Annotated in this window: 19 protein-coding genes; 11 read left to right on the top strand and 8 right to left on the bottom strand. The window is 58.4% G+C overall.

Annotated elements, in window-relative coordinates:
* Positions 1-2: 2 nt before the first annotated feature.
* From gmk to AC07OG_RS01590, 5 genes are all read left to right on the top strand, one after another.
* Entirely contained in the window at positions 3-623 is a 621-nt protein-coding gene (gmk, locus tag AC07OG_RS01570; RefSeq protein ID WP_060540186.1) for a guanylate kinase, read from the top strand.
* A gap of 167 nt (positions 624-790) precedes the next feature.
* A complete protein-coding gene (rpoZ, locus tag AC07OG_RS01575) occupies positions 791-1,054 on the top strand; it encodes a DNA-directed RNA polymerase subunit omega (RefSeq protein WP_007921129.1) in 264 nt (87 codons plus the stop codon).
* Positions 1,055-1,111: 57 nt separating this feature from the next.
* The gene (gene spoT / locus AC07OG_RS01580; protein ID WP_218423551.1) at positions 1,112-3,217 is read left to right on the top strand and encodes a bifunctional GTP diphosphokinase/guanosine-3',5'-bis pyrophosphate 3'-pyrophosphohydrolase; all 2,106 of its coding nucleotides are present in this window, start codon (positions 1,112-1,114) and stop codon (positions 3,215-3,217) included.
* A gap of 25 nt (positions 3,218-3,242) precedes the next feature.
* Positions 3,243-3,623, top strand: a complete 381-nt coding sequence (locus AC07OG_RS01585; RefSeq protein ID WP_003229509.1) for a RidA family protein — start codon at positions 3,243-3,245, stop codon at positions 3,621-3,623.
* A gap of 67 nt (positions 3,624-3,690) precedes the next feature.
* Entirely contained in the window at positions 3,691-4,431 is a 741-nt protein-coding gene (locus tag AC07OG_RS01590) for a hypothetical protein (RefSeq protein WP_060540188.1), read from the top strand.
* Between the two features lie 127 nt (positions 4,432-4,558).
* Here AC07OG_RS01590 and AC07OG_RS01595 read toward each other — a convergent pair whose 3' ends face one another.
* Entirely contained in the window at positions 4,559-5,416 is an 858-nt protein-coding gene (locus tag AC07OG_RS01595; RefSeq protein WP_218423550.1) for an SDR family oxidoreductase, read from the bottom strand.
* 188 nt (positions 5,417-5,604) lie between these two features.
* On the opposite strand from AC07OG_RS01595, the gene exbB reads away from it, so the two are divergent.
* The 6 genes from exbB to AC07OG_RS01625 all read left to right on the top strand — a co-directional run bounded on the left by exbB (position 5,605) and on the right by AC07OG_RS01625 (position 12,438).
* Positions 5,605-6,573, top strand: coding sequence for a tonB-system energizer ExbB (gene exbB, locus AC07OG_RS01600; protein ID WP_495066049.1), 969 nt, complete (start codon positions 5,605-5,607; stop codon positions 6,571-6,573).
* Positions 6,574-6,579: 6 nt separating this feature from the next.
* Entirely contained in the window at positions 6,580-7,008 is a 429-nt protein-coding gene (gene exbD / locus AC07OG_RS01605) for a TonB system transport protein ExbD (RefSeq protein ID WP_060540191.1), read from the top strand.
* Positions 7,005-7,754 carry an energy transducer TonB family protein gene (locus AC07OG_RS01610; RefSeq protein ID WP_218423548.1) on the top strand — a complete coding sequence of 250 codons (750 nt, stop codon included), beginning with the start codon at positions 7,005-7,007 and terminating at the stop codon, positions 7,752-7,754. The genes exbD and AC07OG_RS01610 overlap by 4 nt, the downstream gene beginning before the upstream one ends.
* Before the next feature lie 190 nt (positions 7,755-7,944).
* The gene (locus tag AC07OG_RS01615; protein WP_060540193.1) at positions 7,945-8,874 is read left to right on the top strand and encodes a hydrogen peroxide-inducible genes activator; all 930 of its coding nucleotides are present in this window, start codon (positions 7,945-7,947) and stop codon (positions 8,872-8,874) included.
* Between the two features lie 9 nt (positions 8,875-8,883).
* Positions 8,884-10,959 carry an ATP-dependent DNA helicase RecG gene (gene recG, locus AC07OG_RS01620; RefSeq protein ID WP_218423546.1) on the top strand — a complete coding sequence of 692 codons (2,076 nt, stop codon included), beginning with the start codon at positions 8,884-8,886 and terminating at the stop codon, positions 10,957-10,959.
* Positions 10,960-11,037: 78 nt separating this feature from the next.
* Positions 11,038-12,438 carry an aminoacyl-tRNA deacylase and HDOD domain-containing protein gene (locus tag AC07OG_RS01625; protein ID WP_218423544.1) on the top strand — a complete coding sequence of 467 codons (1,401 nt, stop codon included), beginning with the start codon at positions 11,038-11,040 and terminating at the stop codon, positions 12,436-12,438.
* Between the two features lie 163 nt (positions 12,439-12,601).
* Here AC07OG_RS01625 and AC07OG_RS01630 read toward each other — a convergent pair whose 3' ends face one another.
* From AC07OG_RS01630 to AC07OG_RS01660, 7 genes are all read right to left on the bottom strand, one after another.
* Positions 12,602-13,921, bottom strand: a complete 1,320-nt coding sequence (locus AC07OG_RS01630) for a hypothetical protein (protein ID WP_495066050.1) — start codon at positions 13,919-13,921, stop codon at positions 12,602-12,604.
* Between the two features lie 243 nt (positions 13,922-14,164).
* On the bottom strand, positions 14,165-14,548 hold the full coding sequence (locus AC07OG_RS01635) for a helicase (protein ID WP_218423540.1): 384 nt from the start codon (positions 14,546-14,548) through the stop codon (positions 14,165-14,167).
* Positions 14,549-14,724: 176 nt separating this feature from the next.
* Positions 14,725-15,093, bottom strand: coding sequence for a DUF6124 family protein (locus tag AC07OG_RS01640; RefSeq protein WP_495066051.1), 369 nt, complete (start codon positions 15,091-15,093; stop codon positions 14,725-14,727).
* A 266-nt stretch (positions 15,094-15,359) separates the two neighbouring features.
* On the bottom strand, positions 15,360-16,265 hold the full coding sequence (locus tag AC07OG_RS01645) for a leucine-rich repeat domain-containing protein (RefSeq protein ID WP_495066052.1): 906 nt from the start codon (positions 16,263-16,265) through the stop codon (positions 15,360-15,362).
* Between the two features lie 258 nt (positions 16,266-16,523).
* Positions 16,524-16,799, bottom strand: a complete 276-nt coding sequence (locus tag AC07OG_RS01650; protein ID WP_003213368.1) for an HU family DNA-binding protein — start codon at positions 16,797-16,799, stop codon at positions 16,524-16,526.
* Between the two features lie 194 nt (positions 16,800-16,993).
* A complete protein-coding gene (locus AC07OG_RS01655; protein WP_495066053.1) occupies positions 16,994-18,142 on the bottom strand; it encodes an NAD(P)/FAD-dependent oxidoreductase in 1,149 nt (382 codons plus the stop codon).
* Between the two features lie 22 nt (positions 18,143-18,164).
* Positions 18,165-18,332, bottom strand: a complete 168-nt coding sequence (locus AC07OG_RS01660) for a rubredoxin (RefSeq protein WP_003177199.1) — start codon at positions 18,330-18,332, stop codon at positions 18,165-18,167.
* Positions 18,333-18,369: the final 37 nt, after the last annotated feature.

Consider the following 18,369-nt stretch of genomic DNA (forward strand, 5'->3'; position numbering starts at 1 on the left):
ACATGACCCACAGCACCGGCACCCTGTACATCATTTCCGCCCCTTCGGGCGCGGGCAAAAGCAGCCTGGTCAAAGCCCTGACCGACGCCGATCCGGAGATTCGCGTCTCTGTCTCCCACACCACCCGCGCCATGCGCCCAGGTGAAGTGAACGGCGTGAACTACCACTTCGTCGAACGCAGCGAGTTCGTGAAGATGATCGAACACGGGGACTTCCTCGAGCGCGCCGAAGTTTTCGGCAACCTCTACGGCACCTCGCAAAGCCACCTGCAGCAGACCCTGGACGAAGGCCACGACCTGATCCTGGAAATCGACTGGCAGGGCGCCGAACAAGTGCGCAAGCTGATGCCGCAAGCCCGCTCGGTCTTCATTCTGCCGCCGTCACTTGAGGCCTTGCACCAGCGCCTGACCAACCGAGGCCAGGACAGCGACGAGATCATCGACGGCCGGATGCGCGAAGCAGTCAGCGAAATGAGCCACTACGTCGACTATGACTACCTGATCATCAACGATGATTTCGCCCACGCTTTGCGCGACCTGCAGGCAATTTTCCGCGCCAATCAGCTCCAACAGAAGCGCCAGCAGCAACGTTTTGGCAAATTACTGGCTGAGTTGCTCGGTTAAAGAGCACTTCCCAAAACAGCTGCAAGGGCTTTACATTGGCACTTGCAGCGCGTTGAAGGGCTTGGTCAAAAAATCAGCGCTTCCCTAATCGCTGGTGATTTTTTAAACTGTTCAGTCCGCTCGCCCATCCGGGCAGCGCGCATATTGCATTTGCTACGAGGAAGACCATGGCCCGCGTAACCGTTGAAGACTGCCTAGAACACGTGGATAACCGCTTTGAGCTGGTCATGCTCTCTACCAAGCGTGCCCGTCAATTGGCCACCGGCGGCAAAGAGCCGAAAGTAGCATGGGAAAACGACAAGCCTACCGTTGTTGCCCTGCGTGAAATCGCTGAAGGCCTGATCGACTACGCAGCTATCGCCGAAGCCGAAATCGTTGAAGATGAACCGCTTTTTGCTGCATTCGAGGACGAGTCCAACGAGGCCGTCTAAGCCTATGCCTGGTCGACGTAGCACGGCACGGGATCACAGCTTGCGGCAGGAGACATCATGCCGAGCATAGACGCCCTCGCCGATCGCTTATCGACCTACCTCGGCAACGACCAGGTCAACCTGGTCCGCCGAGCGTATTTCTACGCCGAACAAGCACACGACGGCCAACGCCGCCGTAGCGGTGAGGCGTACGTCACGCACCCACTTGCGGTTGCGAATATTCTTGCCGAAATGCATATGGACCATCAGAGCCTGATGGCTGCCATGCTGCATGACGTGATCGAAGACACCGGTATTGCCAAGGAAGCGCTGCAAGCGCAGTTCGGTGAAACCGTGGCCGAACTGGTCGACGGGGTCAGCAAACTGACCCAGATGAACTTCGAGACCAAAGCCGAAGCCCAGGCCGAAAACTTCCAGAAAATGGCCATGGCCATGGCACGCGACATTCGCGTGATTCTGGTCAAGCTTGCCGACCGCCTGCACAACATGCGCACACTGGAAGTCCTGTCCGGTGAAAAGCGCCGGCGGATCGCCAAGGAAACCCTGGAAATCTATGCGCCCATCGCCAATCGGCTGGGCATGCACGCCATCCGCATAGAATTCGAAGACCTCGGCTTCAAGGCCATGCACCCGATGCGTTCCGCGCGGATAAACCAGGCCGTCAAACGTGCCCGGGGCAACCGCAAGGAAATCGTCAACAAGATCGAAGAGTCCCTCAGCCACTGCCTGGCCGTCGACGGCATTCAGGGCGAGGTCAGCGGTCGGCAGAAACACCTCTACGGCATCTACAAGAAAATGCGCGGCAAACGTCGGGCCTTCAACGAGATCATGGACGTCTATGCGTTCCGGATCATCGTCGACAAGGTCGATACCTGCTATCGCGTGCTGGGTGCTGTACATAATTTGTACAAACCGCTGCCGGGGCGCTTCAAGGATTACATCGCGATCCCCAAGGCCAACGGCTATCAGTCGCTGCACACCACGCTGTTCGGCATGCACGGTGTTCCGATCGAGATCCAGATCCGCACCCGTGAAATGGAAGAGATGGCCAACAACGGCATCGCTGCCCATTGGCTGTACAAGTCCAGCGGCGACGAGCAGCCAAAAGGCACTCACGCCCGTGCTCGCCAGTGGGTCAAGGGCGTGCTGGAAATGCAGCAACGCGCCGGCAACTCCCTGGAGTTCATCGAAAGCGTGAAGATCGACCTGTTCCCGGACGAGGTCTACGTGTTTACGCCCAAGGGCCGGATCATGGAGCTGCCCAAAGGCTCCACGGCGGTCGACTTCGCTTACGCGGTGCACACCGATGTCGGCAACAGTTGCATTGCCTGCCGGATCAATCGTCGTCTCGCACCGCTGTCCGAACCGCTGCAAAGCGGCTCCACGGTCGAGATTGTCAGTGCCCCTGGCGCGCGGCCGAACCCGGCGTGGCTGAACTTCGTGGTTACCGGCAAGGCGCGAACCCACATCCGCCATGCGCTGAAACTGCAGCGCCGCTCGGAATCCATCAGCCTCGGCGAGCGTCTGCTGAACAAAGTCCTCAACGGTTTCGACAGCTCGCTGGAAAAAATCCCCGCCGAACGCATCAAGGCGATGCTTGCCGAATATCGCCTCGAACTGGCCGAAGACCTGCTCGAAGATATCGGCCTGGGCAATCGCATGGCTTATGTTGTCGCCCGCCGCCTGCTCGGCGAAGGCGAACAGCTGCCAAGTCCCGAAGGCCCGCTGGCGATTCGCGGCACCGAAGGCCTGGTACTCAGCTACGCCAAGTGCTGCACGCCAATCCCGGGGGACCCGATTGTCGGCCACCTGTCCGCGGGCAAAGGCATGGTCGTGCACCTGGACAACTGCCGCAACATCACCGAAATCCGCCACAACCCGGAAAAATGCATCCAGCTCTCATGGGCCAAGGATGTCACCGGAGAATTCAACGTCGAACTGCGTGTCGAGCTGGAACATCAGCGCGGCCTGATCGCCCTGCTGGCCAGCAGCGTCAACGCGGCCGACGGCAATATCGAGAAAATCAGCATGGACGAACGCGATGGTCGCATCAGCGTGGTCCAACTGGTAGTCAGCGTACACGACCGTGTGCACCTGGCCCGCGTGATCAAAAAACTGCGCGCGTTGACCGGGGTGATTCGCATCACCCGCATGCGTGCATGAAACCCACCCTTACAAGGAGTCATTCATGACCAAGACTGTTATCACCAGCGACAAGGCCCCGGCCGCCATCGGCACCTACTCCCAGGCGATCAAGGCTGGCAATACCGTCTACATGTCGGGTCAAATTCCTCTGGACCCAAAAACCATGGAACTGGTTGAAGGCTTCGAAGCCCAGACCGTCCAGGTGTTCGAGAACCTCAAGGCCGTGGCTGAAGCCGCCGGCGGTTCGTTCAAGGACATCGTCAAACTGAACATCTTCCTCACCGACCTGAGCCACTTCGCCAAGGTCAACGAGATCATGGGCAAATACTTCGACCAGCCTTACCCTGCCCGCGCCGCCATCGGCGTAGCAGCCCTGCCAAAGGGTTCGCAGGTTGAAATGGATGCCATCCTGGTCATCGAGTAATGCGTCTGGCGCAGCTTCAGGCTGCGCCGACTGCTCAGCAGTAAAGAAAGCCTGAAAGGATTCCACCATGCGCAATGCGCTTGTTCTCTCGCTGCTTGCCCTGTTCCTGGGCGGATGTGCCAGCGACCCTGCCGACCGAGATATCAGCGGCACCTGGATCAATCAGGTGGCGATCGACGCCGCCTCCAAAGGCGGCCCCCTGCGTGAAGCGCTCCAGGCCTATGGTCCGAACCTGGAATGGGACATCAATACAAAGGCCGGTCAGGCCCGCTACACCAATGGTTTTGAAAACGTCGACGGCAAGCTGCTGGGCGAGGAGTCCGGTGCCTGGAAAGTCGATTTTTATGGCAGTTCCGGCAGTGAACTGAAGCGTGATGGCAAACAATTGAGCCAGGCCGCTACCGAAAACGAATCTGCCCAGCTCTTCGATCGCTCATCGATTCCGGTGCCGGAGGGCGCTCCGATTGGCGCAACTTTCGAGCGTGCGCTGTATTCGACCTACATGGGCGGTAGCTGGAAAGTCATCAGCGGCCCGGGCGAAGGCAGCACTGTACAGTTCCAGCCCGACGGCCAGGTGTCCGGCCTGCCGGGAGCCGATCGCTATGCCCTGTGCCTGGCGGGCGACTGCGCATCGATGAGCGGCGGTAACGACAACATGTGGCTGCAACTCAACGGGCAAGGCAATGCCTGGATTTTTGCGCGCAAAGGCAAAGAGCTGGAAATTTTCCAGACAGTGAACACCGCGCAGGCAGACGAAATGCCGCAGTTCACGCCGGGTGACCGCAAGTGGTTGCTGGAACAACAATAAACAGCGCATAACCCGTGTGGGAGCGGGCTTGCTCGCGAAAGCGGTGTGTCAGACGACATTTTTCTCGACTGTCACACCGCTTTCGCGAGCAAGCCCGCTCCCACATTTGGTTTGTGGTGACTGGGAGTCAGCAGCGCCCCTCCAGAATCGCCGCGTAACCCTCGCGGAAACTTGGATACTTCGGGGCCCAGCCCAAGGCTTTTGCCCGAGCATTGCTGCAACGCTTGCTCCCGGTGCGTCGCACGCTGGCATCCTCCGCCCACTCGGTCACGCCCAGATACTCGCGCAACCAACCCACTACGTCTGCCAGGGCTGCCGGGGCGTCATCGACGCCAATGTAGACATCTTCCAACGCCACACCACGCCGATCCGCCTCAAGCAGGTACGCCATCAACCCTGCGGCGTCATCGGCATGAATACGGTTGGCGTACAGCGGCGGCTCGACCACTACGCGATAACCCCGGCGTACCTGTGTCAGCAACCACTCACGGCCCGGGCCGTAGATACCGGTCAAACGCACAATGCTGGCAGGTATGCCGCTATTGAGCGCAACCTGCTCGGCTTCGAGCATCACACGCCCTGAGTAGCCCGCCGCCACGGCCGTCGACGCCTCGTCGACCCACTCGCCATCCTGCTGGCCGTAAACACTGCTGCTGGAGACGAACAGAAGACGATTGGGCACCTGCCCATAGTCATTCAGCCAGCCCAACACATGCTGCAAACCTTCTACATAAGCGGCACGGTAACCGTCTTCATCGTGATCGGTTGCGGCGGCGCAATACACCAGGTAGTCCACCGCACCCACCGGCCAGGTCGGCGGACAGTCTTCTTTGAACAGGTCGCCAGCCACACCGACAACACCCTTGGGCAGGCGTGAAACATCGCGCCGCAGGCCATGAACCTCCCACCCCGCAGCCAGCAATTGCGTAGCCAGACGGCTGCCTACGTCACCGCAACCGGCGATCAAAACAGAGGGGACAGACATTGAAATACTCCCATCGGAAAGCAACAGACTAGCGCCGACAATAGACGAGCGGCTAGCAATGCGGGAAAAAAAGAGATGCTATTGCTTCTGTTAACAAGAATTAATTGCAATAATGCCGACCACTTTTGTTCTCGGCCCTTCGAGGCCTGGAAGAACATCACCCTTTTTTACTCTCAGGTCCGGCCAGCATGACACGCAATCAACTCCCCGCTTCGCCTACCAAACGACCTCGCGCCTGGAGCGCCGTGGCCGCCCTGCTCCTCAGCATGATACTGGCACCCGCTGCCGCGTTCGCTGATGCCCAGGCACCCGCCACTCCGACAGCCGCCGCAACACCTGCACCGGCAGATCAAGCTGCCCCGGTCGCGGCACCGGCCGCCACTAACCCGGCACCGGCTGTCGACACCCTTGGCGAAGACGTTCCTGAAGTCCTCGAAGCCGACAACACCCTGGGCATGGCCCATGATCTGTCGCCGTGGGGCATGTACCAGAACGCCGACATCATCGTGAAAATCGTGATGATCGGACTGGCCATCGCCTCCGTCATTACCTGGACCATCTGGATCGCCAAAGGCTTCGAGTTGATTGGCGCCAAGCGTCGTCTGCGCGTTGAAATCGCTCACCTGAAAAAGGCTGCCTCCCTCAAGGAAGCCAGCACCACGGCGACCAAGGAAGGCACTCTGGCCAACCTGCTGGTGCACGACGCCCTCGAAGAGATGCGCCTGTCGGCCAACAGCCGCGAGAAAGAAGGTATCAAGGAGCGTGTCAGCTTTCGCCTCGAGCGCCTGGTTGCAGCCTGCGGTCGCAACATGAGCAGCGGCACCGGCGTACTGGCCACTATCGGTTCCACCGCGCCATTCGTCGGCCTGTTCGGTACCGTATGGGGCATCATGAACAGCTTCATCGGCATCGCCAAGACCCAGACCACCAACCTCGCCGTCGTGGCTCCCGGAATCGCCGAAGCCCTGCTGGCCACCGCGCTGGGTCTGGTTGCAGCGATTCCTGCCGTGGTGATCTACAACGTCTTCGCTCGCTCCATTGCCGGTTACAAAGCCCAGGTCTCCGACGCGTCGGCGCAGGTCCTGCTGCTGGTCAGCCGCGACCTCGACCACCAGCCTGAGCGCAGCTCGCAACCACACATGGTGAAAGTGGGGTAATCGGCCATGGGCCTGCATTTGAAAGAAGGGGCAGACGACGATCTGGCCGAGAACCATGAAATCAACGTCACGCCGTTCATCGACGTGATGCTGGTGCTGTTGATCATCTTCATGGTGGCGGCTCCGCTGGCTACTGTGGACATCAAGGTCGATCTGCCCGCGTCCACCGCCAAACCGGCGCCGCGTCCGGAGAAACCGGTGTTCCTCAGCGTCAAGGCTGACCAGCGCCTGTTCCTCGGCGAAGAGGAAGTGAAGGCTGAAGCCCTCGGCGCCACCCTCGACGCCAGGACTCAAGGCAAAAAAGACACGACGATCTTTTTCCAGGCCGACAAAGGCGTGGATTACGGCGACCTGATGAGCGTGATGGACAACCTGCGTTCCGCCGGCTACCTGAAGGTCGGCCTGGTTGGACTTGAGACGGCAGCCAAGAAATGATCACGACGCGCCATAAGCTGACGCGTTACAGCGGTAGCCTGGCCGTGGTGCTGGGCGTTCACGCGCTGGCCATCGCGCTGGCGCTGAACTGGTCTGCCCGCCCGCCCATCGAGTTGCCCCCACAGGCAATGATGGTCGAATTGGCGCCGGTTCCTGCCCCACCACCGCCTGCTCCGCCGAAGGTCGTCACACCGCCACAGCCCCCGGCTCCGGTTGAAGAACTGCCGATTCCGAAGCTTGCCGAAGCGCCGAAAGCTGAAATTGCCGTGCCCAAGCCGGTCAAACCCAAGCCAAAGCCGCAACCGCCCAAGCCGGTAGAAAAAAAACCTGACCCACCGAAGGAAAAACCGGCCGAAGAGAAACCTGCCGAAACGCAGCAGACTCAGGCACCGACGCAGAAATCCGCGCAGCCGGCACCAGGTCCTTCGCCTGCTCAACTGGCGGCCAAGGCCAGTTGGCAAGGCACGCTGCTGGCACACCTGCAGAAGTACAAAAAGTACCCTGCAAGTGCCCGGTCACGGAGCAAGGAAGGCACGAACCGTCTGCGTTTCGTCGTGGATGCTGAAGGTAATGTGTTGTCGTTTGAACTGGTAAGCGCCTCTGGCACTGCCGATCTGGACCGGGCCACCCTGGAAATGATCCGCCGCGCCCAGCCGCTGCCCAAGCCACCGGCCGACATGCTGAACAACGGTTCCATCGAAATCGTTGCACCTTTTGTTTATTCGCTGGAAAAACACCGGAGGTAAAGTACCGCCGAACCACTGTAGGAGCGAGCCTGCTCGCGATGGTCGCCAACGATAACGCGGCGAGCCTGACACCCCACGGCGGTCTCAGGTTCTTCGCGAGCGAGCTTGCTCTTACACACACCCAGTCTGATAACGTGCGTCTATCGATTGCAGCCGGTATGCTTGGCCCGCAACCACACGGACGCTTGCTATGACCCTCACAGAATTACGCTACATCGTTACCCTCGCCCAAGAGCAGCACTTCGGCCACGCGGCCGAGCGTTGCCACGTCAGCCAGCCGACCCTGTCGGTGGGCGTGAAAAAGCTTGAAGACGAACTCGGTGTGCTGATTTTCGAGCGCAGCAAGAGCGCCGTGCGCCTGACCCCGGTCGGCGAAGGCATTGTTGCCCAGGCGCAAAAAGTCCTGGAACAGGCCCAGGGCATCCGCGAACTGGCCCAGGCCGGTAAGAACCAGCTGACTGCGCCACTGAAAGTCGGCGCGATCTACACCGTCGGCCCGTACCTGTTCCCGCACCTGATTCCGCAACTGCACCGGGTCGCCCCGCAGATGCCGTTGTACATCGAAGAAAACTTCACCCACGTGCTGCGCGACAAACTGCGCAACGGCGAACTCGACGCGATCATCATCGCCCTGCCGTTCAACGAAGCCGACGTGCTGACGCTGCAGCTCTACGACGAGCCGTTCTACGTGCTGATGCCAGCCCAGCACCCGTGGACGCAGAAAGAGTCCATTGACGCCAGCCTGCTCAACGACAAGAGCCTGCTGTTGCTAGGCGAAGGTCACTGCTTCCGCGATCAGGTGCTCGAAGCCTGCCCGACCCTGACCAAGGGCAACGACGGCGCCAGGCACACCACAGTCGAATCCAGCTCCCTGGAAACCATCCGCCACATGGTCGCCTCCGGCCTGGGCATCTCGATCCTGCCGTTGTCGGCGGTCGACAGCCATCACTACGCCCCTGGCGTGATCGAAGTGCGCCCGCTTTCCGCACCGGTGCCCTACCGCACCGTGGCCATCGCCTGGCGCGCGAGCTTTCCCCGGCCCAAGGCCATCGAAATCCTCGCCGACTCCATTCGCCTGTGTTCCGTGGCCAAGCCAGCGGCACAGGTCGCTGCGGGTTAAGTCACGGCCATGAGCGAGTTGTCGCAAGTGTCGGTGACGGCACTCAAGGGTGTCGGCGAAGCCATGGCCGAAAAGCTGGCCAAGGTCGGCCTGGAAAACCTCCAGGACGTGCTGTTTCACTTGCCGCTGCGCTATCAGGATCGCACCCGCGTGGTGCCCATCGGCGCGCTGAGGCCCGGTCAGGATGCGGTCATCGAAGGCACCGTCAGCGGTGCCGACGTGGTCATGGGTCGTCGTCGCAGCCTGGTTGTCCGGCTGCAAGATGGCACCGGCGGATTGAGTCTGCGCTTCTACCATTTCAGCAACGCGCAGAAAGAAGGCCTCAAGCGCGGCACGCGGATTCGCTGTTATGGCGAAGCGCGGCCCGGCGCCTCGGGACTGGAGATCTACCACCCGGAATACCGCGCCATCACCGGCGACGAACCACCGCCGGTGGATGAAACCCTGACCCCGGTCTACCCGCTCACCGAAGGCCTGACCCAGCAGCGCCTGCGTCAGTTGTGCATGCAGACCCTGACCCTGCTTGGCCCCAGCAGCCTGCCCGACTGGCTGCCGACCGAGCTGGCCCGGGACTATCAACTGGCACCGCTGGCCGATGCGATCCGCTATTTGCACAACCCGCCCGCCGATGCCGACGTCGATGAACTGGCCCTGGGTCATCACTGGGCCCAGCACCGCCTGGCGTTCGAAGAACTGCTGACCCATCAACTGTCGCAACAACGCTTGCGCGAAAGCATGCGCTCCCTGCGTGCGCCGGCCATGCCCAAAGCCACGAAGCTGCCACCCAAATACCTGGCCAACCTCGGCTTCAGTCCGACGGGCGCGCAGCAACGGGTCGGCAACGAAATCGCCTATGACCTCAGCCAGCACGAGCCAATGCTGCGGCTGATCCAGGGTGACGTCGGCGCCGGTAAAACCGTGGTCGCTGCCCTCGCCGCGCTCCAGGCTCTGGAGGCTGGCTATCAGGTCGCGCTGATGGCGCCTACCGAGATTCTCGCCGAGCAGCACTTCATCACCTTCAAGCGCTGGCTCGAACCGCTGGGCATCGAAGTCGCGTGGCTGGCCGGCAAGCTCAAGGGCAAGAATCGTGTCGCCGCACTGGAGCAGATCGCCAGCGGCACACCGATGGTGGTCGGCACCCACGCGCTGTTCCAGGACGAAGTGCAGTTCAAGAATCTGGCATTGGTGATCATCGACGAACAGCATCGCTTCGGCGTGCAGCAACGCCTGGCCCTGCGGCAGAAAGGCGTCGGCGGACGCATGTGCCCGCATCAGTTGATCATGACCGCCACGCCGATCCCACGGACGCTGGCGATGAGCGCCTACGCCGATCTCGACACCTCGATCCTCGACGAATTGCCACCCGGGCGAACCCCGGTGAACACCGTACTGATCACCGACACCCGCCGCGTCGAAGTCATCGAGCGGGTACGTGGTGCTTGCGCCGAAGGGCGACAGGCCTACTGGGTGTGCACGCTGATCGAAGAGTCCGAAGAACTGACCTGCCAGGCTGCGCAAAGCACTTACGAAGACCTCACCGCTGCCCTTGGCGAACTGAAGGTCGGGTTGATCCACGGGCGCATGAAGCCTGCGGAAAAAGCTGCGGTGATGGCCGAGTTCAAGGCCGGTAATCTGCAACTGCTGGTCGCGACCACCGTGATCGAAGTCGGTGTCGACGTACCCAACGCCAGCCTGATGATCATCGAGAACCCTGAACGCCTGGGTCTCGCACAACTTCACCAATTGCGCGGCCGGGTAGGCCGGGGCAGCGCAGCCAGCCATTGCGTGCTGCTCTACCATCCACCGCTGTCGCAGATCGGCCGCCAGCGCCTGGGCATCATGCGTGAAACCAACGACGGCTTTGTCATAGCGGAAAAGGATCTGGAACTGCGTGGCCCTGGCGAAATGCTCGGCACCCGTCAAACCGGCCTGCTGCAATTCAAGGTCGCCGACCTGATGCGTGACGCCGACCTGCTGCCCGCCGTGCGTGATGCCGCCCAAGCCTTGCTCGAACGCTGGCCAACCCACGTCAGCCCGTTACTAGACCGCTGGTTGCGCCATGGCCAGCAATACGGTCAAGTGTGATCCCCGTCGCAGTTTGTGACGCATCGCCCCAAGCAAGCTGGTTATACTTGCGCAATTGATTTGGTACGGATACGGAACATGACCGAAGTTGCCTTCGCACCCGACACCCCGCACGCTCCGTCGGTTATTCGGCTGATGCTTGGCAAATTGGGCATTACTTACGAAGAAGTGCTGGACCATCACGGCCTTAACCCTGCGCGCAAGATCCAGGCCGTCCTGCTTGATGACGCCGTCGGCGCATTGATGGTGTTGTTCCCCCAGAGCCAGTTGCTGGACCTCAATCGCCTCACCGAACTCACCGGTCGCCGCCTTACGGCCGTGCCGGGCGAACGCTTGGCAAAAATGCTCGGCAAGCACAACCTGAGCCTGCTGCCCGGTCTGCCGGCACTGACCACTTCACCGTGCCTGTACGAAGAATGCCTGCTGCGCGAGCCGAAGTTGCTGATCAACTCTGGCGAGCCGGGCGTCCTGCTGGAAATCGCCAGCGAAGACTTCAAGACCATGCTGACCAAGGCAAGCGCCGCCAACTTCGGCGAAACCCTGAGCAGCATCCGCCCGAACCTTGACCGACCCGACGATGACCGCGAGGAGATCACCCAGGCTGTTCAAGCGTTCACTGCACGACGCATCCAGCAGCGCCTGGAAGCCACCATCGAAATTCCGCCACTTGCCGAAACCGCGCAAAAGATCATCAAGCTGCGCGTAGACCCAAACGCCACCATCGACGACATTACCGGCGTGGTCGAGACCGACCCTGCGCTGGCGGCACAGGTTGTGAGCTGGGCGGCATCGCCCTACTACGCCTCACCCGGCAAGATTCGCTCGGTAGAAGACGCCATCGTGCGCGTGCTGGGCTTCGATCTGGTGATCAACCTGGCGCTGGGCCTGGCCTTGGGCAAAACCCTGAGCCTGCCCAAGGACCACCCGCAACACAGCACGCCGTACTGGCAGCAATCGATCTACACCGCCGCCGTCATCGAAGGCCTGACCCGTGCCATGCCACGCGCCCAGCGCCCGGAAGCCGGCCTGACCTACCTTGCCGGCCTGCTGCATAACTTCGGCTACCTGCTGCTGGCTCATGTGTTCCCGCCGCATTTTTCGCTGATCTGCCGCCACCTGGAGGTCAACCCGCATCTGTGCCACAGCTTCGTGGAACAACACCTGCTGGGCATCAGCCGTGAACAGATCGGCTCGTGGCTGATGCGCTACTGGGACATGCCCGAAGAACTGGCCACCGCCCTGCGCTTCCAGCACGACCCGCACTACGACGGTGAACACGCCGAGTACCCGAACCTGGTGTGCCTGTCCGTGCGCCTGCTGCGCAGCCGGGGCATTGGTTCCGGCCCGGATGAAGACATTCCTGAGGCGTTACTGGAACGAGTCGGTTTGACCCGCGATAAAGCCAATGATGTAGTCAGCAAAGTGCTCGAGGCTGAAGTGCTGTTACGGGAGCTGGCGTCGCAATTCAGCCAGACTTGAAAAACCATCGATTGATAGTTCATTACGGGGCTGCTTGAAACCCATAGTAAGTGTTCGTGATTAAAGACACCTTCATCACGAACACTTACTTGTCTAACGTTGAGCGGCACAAAACGCCTCAAGCCGACAACAGAATTGCACTCACTCAACTGCCTTCACTGGTTCATACTAAATAACGAAACACAGATCCTCTCGTTGTACCCCCGCCTTCCATCTGTGTTTCACTAACATACATATAATCATCCGACTTCAACGCTGCATCTCGAAAAGTATGGTTTCCTCCAACATCTGGACTTGGGTACTCAACCCAACCCTTGTCAGCGTACTTAAGATCAACATCTCCATTTGGAAGCAGGCGCGCTGTAATAGATGATCTCAATTCGCCCAAATCCTCGCCGCCCTGACCGGCAATAATCAGGTTGCTATCCGATTGCACCATACTTGTCCGCCACAACACGCCTGAGTCCAGGAATTTGGAGACCAACGGCGTTCCGCCGTTGAACAGCAAATTATAGCTTCCTTTTGGAGTTAGATGGACAACCAAGCCTCCGATCTGGTTATCCATTACATAGCCAGCCCCAATCAAACTATTATCGGACTTTACTGTGAAAGAACTTAGACGCACCAGCCTGTCATCGAGTGAAATCAAAACGGTACCGTTGTTTCTTTCGCCAAAACTTCTATCCAGATTTCCTAGCCGGTCATAGCGATTAAAATAACCTCCCAACTTCAAATCTTTGCGATAGTTACCACAAACTACCAGGTAATCATCCTGGAAACGCACGGCCATCACATTGGTCCAATCAAGGCCGTCCGGCAAATTGACCAGTAAATATCCTTTACAATTAAATGTGATGTCCAGGTTTCCCGTGGAGTCCAACTGAATCACGATACCTCGCGGAAACGGTGTTCCCTCAACACTGACCACGCTGCCTATGACAATTTTTCCATCCTGCTGTGTGGCAGAAATCGCACCATTGCCACCATCGTTATCCATGATGTCAGTTGGCGCTTGATCAGATGACAGTAAAGTTGCCCCCTTAACAAGATCATCAACGTCGATAAGCGTTAAGCCCGGTGTTGAAGCTGCACCGTATGTCGGATCTAGCGAGCCATCTGCCTGGAATTTGGCAACAGCCAGAGACAGTCCTTTTTCGGTTGACGCAGTACCTGCAATCAACCAGCCCCCGCTTGTTAGCAAAAGCACGGCATTCGGGTAAAAAGTGAGCGGCTGAGAAAAAGATATATCTTTTATTCCCCCACTACCGAATACAGGATCAAGGCTCCCATCTTCCTTAAATACAGCCAAACCTAAAGCTACATCGTCGAATGGCGGATATACCAAGGTTACAAGCACCCTCTTATCCGGAAGAATGGTAACGGTCCTATTGAGTCCTTCGCTACCTGGAAGCGGAAAGAAGGCAAATCCTCGTTGACCAAAACCAGGATCGATAGTGCCTGGTGCACGCGTAGTTTGAGTCATGATTATGTTCCCTGTAATCGACTGAGTTGAAAACCAACAGTCGAAGTGAAACACACCACTCAAGCTAACGTAACTGTCAGAAATTACAGTTATTAAAAAGCCTTTCAATACAGGTGCTGAGGCTGTATTTCAGCATATTGAAGACTTGTTCGAAGTTTCCCTAAAAGCGCCGCGGGCGAGCCCCACTCCAGTAGGAAAAAGATTCGCCCACGATAGATTCAACCCCGGTCTATCTCAGAAACCTCAAACCCTCGCCTTTGCCTTCTTCGGCTTCAAATACTTGGTCAACCCCTGGAACCAGATCACCAGTGCCGGGTTGCCCTTGATCTGAATCGACTTGTCCTGAATCCCGGTCATGAAGGCCAACTGCTTGTTCTTCGCCTGCATCGTGGCAAAGCCATAGGCGGCATCTTTAAAGGCAATTGCAAACGCAGGCTCGGCATGCACACCCGATTGGCTGGTAATGCGCTGGTCCTTCACGCGGAAATGCCGCGCTACTTTCCCGTCCAGGGTCTGCAACTGAAACACCAGGTCCTTGTCACCCAACTGCTGCTGAAAGGCCGGATTGGTCCGGCTGGCCTTGCCCATCAACAAACCCAGCATCCACAGCAGAAAACGAAACTTCATGCGCACAGCCTCGAAAGAAAAATGAACGGCGGGAGCAGTGTAACGGCAAAAACAAAGAACACCACTATCTGCATTATTTAGCAGGAGATGTTGTCGTTTTTGACGCTGATGACTACCAAGTCATTAACGAAGGTTGTTACATGAGAGGTGTCGCGAGGCTGTGCTTTCCTACTCGCTCACGCATTTTCAGAAACACCGGTATTGTCCAGAACCCGATTCACTGCCAACTGACCCAGCATGATGATTTGTTGAAGCGCCAGCATTGTTTTGCGGTGTGAGCCCTCCAGAACCCCGACAAAATCACCCGCCATCACCCTCGCCGATTCCAGCGACTCAGACGCGTGCGCCAACAACGTTTCGTTATTGATGTCAGGCGCAATCGTAAAAATCGAGCCGGGTATGATCTGCGCCTTAACGGGAACGGGAGTGAGGTAATAGTTCAGCGCACGGTCAGCGGCATCGTGCAGTTTTCTCGAAGTAGCGCAGACATACGGGGAAATGCTGTCGGCTTCTGATTCAGAAGGTATGTCGGTGATACTGACCATAGTGATTCCGTCATGAAAGTGTGGAGCTATCACGCTAACCCTCACACTTCCGAAGGCCAACCCTAAAAAAGCGTCGGATGATTCGTCGATTTTCTGAGGCTTTTCATCATGGGTGGACGTTTTCTTACAAATATTAAACGCAGCTCAACATCCGCCTGCCAATTCCAATTCCAATTTTATGAGCCGGGCGCGGAAAACGCTGTCGCGTTCCTACGCACGGCTTATGTCAGGTAACTTCACCTGATAGCCATAAGACAGGCTGGCCGTTATGCAGTCACTGTCCAGCGATAACTCACATTGGTTAGCCGCCCATGAATAGCCAGCATCACCTCGAACGTACCAGTGTTGTCAGTCGGCAAATGCACATAGAGCCGGTTTTGATCCAGATACGCACCTGGACTGCCCAGGATTTCGACACCGCTTGGTACATACAATTTGTCACCCGGCGTCTGGGCCTGCACAAATATTTCCGGAAGCCTGATCGGCAGTGAACTGTTTTGCCGAACGCGGCCCAAGTCAAAAATTCCCAAGGCTTGATTGATGAAGTTGAAGAAGTTAACAGAATGCAGGGCATTCAAGACACTCAGGTCTTCAAACCCGTTGCTCTGAATCGACAGTGATTTGAGGGAGGTCAGCCTGACCAAGGAATCCGGCAGTTTTCCGCACAGGTTACTGTTATTGCTGATGTCGAAGCGTTCCAGTTGTGTCAGGTTGCCGATCGACTCCGGAACAGCGCCTCTCATAACGCCCAGCGGAATTTGAGAACTCAGGTCCAGAATGGTCAGGCTAGTGAGATTTCCGATCCAGCATGGAATTGACTTGATTGAGCAATTGATGAAGTACCCCAGCGTCAACTTTTTCAATGTCCCGAAGTCTTCAGGCAGGCAAGTGACAGGTTGGCGCTCTATCATCAACTCCTGCAAGTTGCGCAGATGCCCGATGCCTTGCAGGCTGGTGAACTTTCTCGGATCCGCGCTCAGCACTCTCATCACCGTCACTTTATCAAGCATGTCCTGCGTCACAACGTCTTCAATAGTCACCGGCATGCCCGTGGCCGCTGAAATATACTCGGCAACCACGTGCGCAAATCTGATATCGGAAAAGAGCGTCTTGATCGGCGCCGGGATTGTCAGAGGGGTGAAAGTCTTTGCTGTTACGGTGTTCGAGGCCATATTTGTCACCTTTCTATTGGGTAATGGGACTCCCTTTTTAAAGCATCAATTGACCACTTTAAACTGTCATAACTTACAGTTTGCAAGATCCATTTTGAATAATCCGAAGCGCCGGACAGCGGAGTGAACGGCCTGCGGTGCCTTGTAAAATGTAAGGCTGCGCTGGTTGGCCCCACCCACAAAAAATGGGCACCCAACCTCGGTTGGCCTGCCCATTTTTTATTCCACTCCCCCCGCTACGCGAGAGTTGAAAACGGATTACGGATTAACGCTGTCCTTCAACGATTTACCTGGCTTGAAAGCCACGGTATTGCTGGCCTTGATTTTGACGGGCTCACCGGTTTGCGGGTTTTTGCCGGTGCGGGCGCCGCGATGGCGTTGCAGGAAGGTGCCGAAGCCCACCAGCGTCACGCTGTCCTTGCGATGCAGGGCGCCGGTGATTTCTTCGAGAACGGCGTTGAGAACGCGGTTGGCTTGTTCTTTGGTGAGGTCTGCTTTTTCAGCGATGGCTGCAGCGAGTTCTGGTTTACGCATATGAGTGAAGCCCCTTTGACGGTTTTTTGTTGTTATGTCCGTGCTGCTCTCTGCGAAGCAGCGCCCAAAGCGCCGCAGGTGCTCTACTCTGCGGCAGACGGGAGTGAGGATGGCACGCAGCGAGGAGCCGCGCCAGTGTTGGCGCGGCCAATGTAGGGGCAAAAGGGGGGTGAATCCGACAGAACGACCGGTATTTACGCCAGCAGTGCCGGAAGCTCTTTGTTCAGGGCCAGTTTTTCCATTACGGCCGCGCCCGTCAGGGCATAACCGAGCAGGTTGCCCGTCGCGTCGCGGCATAGAACCTTGATGTCGGCGCCCTGCCCTTCGACTGTCCAGACGCCTTCGGCACCCCGCGGTGGCGGCGAAACCACCAATGGGCAGACCGGCGTTTTGACGGTGATCGGCATTGGCCCATAGCTTACGACGGTCGAGTTGCCGGCCAGGGTTTGCGCCAGCGCCCTGGCACAGCTCATCAGGGGCATGACGTACAGAAGATTGAGGCCATCGACCTCGGCGCAATCACCCAGGGCGTAGATGTTGGCATGGGAGGTTTTCAGGTGACGGTCGACCACCACGCCACGATTAACCTGCAATCCAGCCGCTGCGGCGAGATCGATGCGCGGACGCAGGCCAATGGCCGAGACCACGACATCACACGCGATCACCTGACCATCGGACAGATGCGCTTCCAGGCCTTCTGCCACTCGTTGCAGGCGATTGAGCACCGGCCCCAGATGAAAGCGTGCACCCAGGCTTTCCAGGCCTGCCTGCACGGCAGCAGCGGCCGCCGGATGCAGCAGGGTCGGCATAACCTGTTCACATGGCGCAACCAGTTGCACCTCGTAGCCGCCCAGGGTCAGGTCGTTGGCGAACTCGCAGCCGATCAGGCCGGCTCCAAGCAGTAACACCCGACGCTTGCCGGCCGCAGCCGCGCGAAAGCGCGCGTAGTCTTCCAGATCGTTGATCGCAAACACGCAGTCCGCTGCGTCGCCTTCAATCGGAACCCGTACGGTTTCGGCGCCCCAGGCCAGGATCAGGTCGCGGTAGGTCACCGCTTCTTCACCGATCCATAGACGCTTGTGACCCGGGTCGATGCCGCTGATGCGCGTGTGGGTACGCACTTCGGCCTTCAATTGCTCGGCCATCGCGCCCGGTTCGGCCATGCTCAGGCCGTCGGCATCCTTGTTCTTGCCGAAGCCGGTGGAGAGCATCGGCTTGGAGTAGGAACGGCCGTCGTCGGCAGTAATCAGCAGCAGCGGGGTTTCGCTATCGAGCTTGCGAAACTCGCGGGCCAGGTTGTAGCCAGCCAGGCCGGTGCCTACGATTACGACAGGTGCGTTCATTCCTTACTCCTCTGGTTTTTTATTAGTTGATTTCGATCATTTCGAAATCCATTTTGCCCACACCGCAGTCCGGGCACAGCCAGTCTGCCGGGACATCTTCCCAACGGGTGCCCGGCGCAATGCCGTCATCGGGCCAGCCGTCGGCTTCGTTATAGATCAGGCCACAGACGATACATTGCCACTTTTTCATTCAGATACTTCCTCAGGGGTCAGGCATTTGCAGGCTC

It is taken from the genome of Pseudomonas sp. GW821-FHT09H03 (assembly GCF_059415945.1).

Bases quoted from the DNA above. Each gene is read 5' to 3' on its own strand.
- gmk (WP_060540186.1), top strand. From the start codon at position 3: ATGACCCACAGCACCGGCACCCTGTACATCATTTCCGCCCCTTCGGGC.
- rpoZ (WP_007921129.1), top strand. From the start codon at position 791: ATGGCCCGCGTAACCGTTGAAGACTGCCTAGAACACGTGGATAACCGC.
- spoT (WP_218423551.1), top strand. From the start codon at position 1,112: ATGCCGAGCATAGACGCCCTCGCCGATCGCTTATCGACCTACCTCGGC.
- AC07OG_RS01585 (WP_003229509.1), top strand. From the start codon at position 3,243: ATGACCAAGACTGTTATCACCAGCGACAAGGCCCCGGCCGCCATCGGC.
- AC07OG_RS01590 (WP_060540188.1), top strand. From the start codon at position 3,691: ATGCGCAATGCGCTTGTTCTCTCGCTGCTTGCCCTGTTCCTGGGCGGA.
- AC07OG_RS01595 (WP_218423550.1), bottom strand. From the start codon at position 5,416: ATGTCTGTCCCCTCTGTTTTGATCGCCGGTTGCGGTGACGTAGGCAGC.
- exbB (WP_495066049.1), top strand. From the start codon at position 5,605: ATGACACGCAATCAACTCCCCGCTTCGCCTACCAAACGACCTCGCGCC.
- exbD (WP_060540191.1), top strand. From the start codon at position 6,580: ATGGGCCTGCATTTGAAAGAAGGGGCAGACGACGATCTGGCCGAGAAC.
- AC07OG_RS01610 (WP_218423548.1), top strand. From the start codon at position 7,005: ATGATCACGACGCGCCATAAGCTGACGCGTTACAGCGGTAGCCTGGCC.
- AC07OG_RS01615 (WP_060540193.1), top strand. From the start codon at position 7,945: ATGACCCTCACAGAATTACGCTACATCGTTACCCTCGCCCAAGAGCAG.
- recG (WP_218423546.1), top strand. From the start codon at position 8,884: ATGAGCGAGTTGTCGCAAGTGTCGGTGACGGCACTCAAGGGTGTCGGC.
- AC07OG_RS01625 (WP_218423544.1), top strand. From the start codon at position 11,038: ATGACCGAAGTTGCCTTCGCACCCGACACCCCGCACGCTCCGTCGGTT.
- AC07OG_RS01630 (WP_495066050.1), bottom strand. From the start codon at position 13,921: ATGACTCAAACTACGCGTGCACCAGGCACTATCGATCCTGGTTTTGGT.
- AC07OG_RS01635 (WP_218423540.1), bottom strand. From the start codon at position 14,548: ATGAAGTTTCGTTTTCTGCTGTGGATGCTGGGTTTGTTGATGGGCAAG.
- AC07OG_RS01640 (WP_495066051.1), bottom strand. From the start codon at position 15,093: ATGGTCAGTATCACCGACATACCTTCTGAATCAGAAGCCGACAGCATT.
- AC07OG_RS01645 (WP_495066052.1), bottom strand. From the start codon at position 16,265: ATGGCCTCGAACACCGTAACAGCAAAGACTTTCACCCCTCTGACAATC.
- AC07OG_RS01650 (WP_003213368.1), bottom strand. From the start codon at position 16,799: ATGCGTAAACCAGAACTCGCTGCAGCCATCGCTGAAAAAGCAGACCTC.
- AC07OG_RS01655 (WP_495066053.1), bottom strand. From the start codon at position 18,142: ATGAACGCACCTGTCGTAATCGTAGGCACCGGCCTGGCTGGCTACAAC.
- AC07OG_RS01660 (WP_003177199.1), bottom strand. From the start codon at position 18,332: ATGAAAAAGTGGCAATGTATCGTCTGTGGCCTGATCTATAACGAAGCC.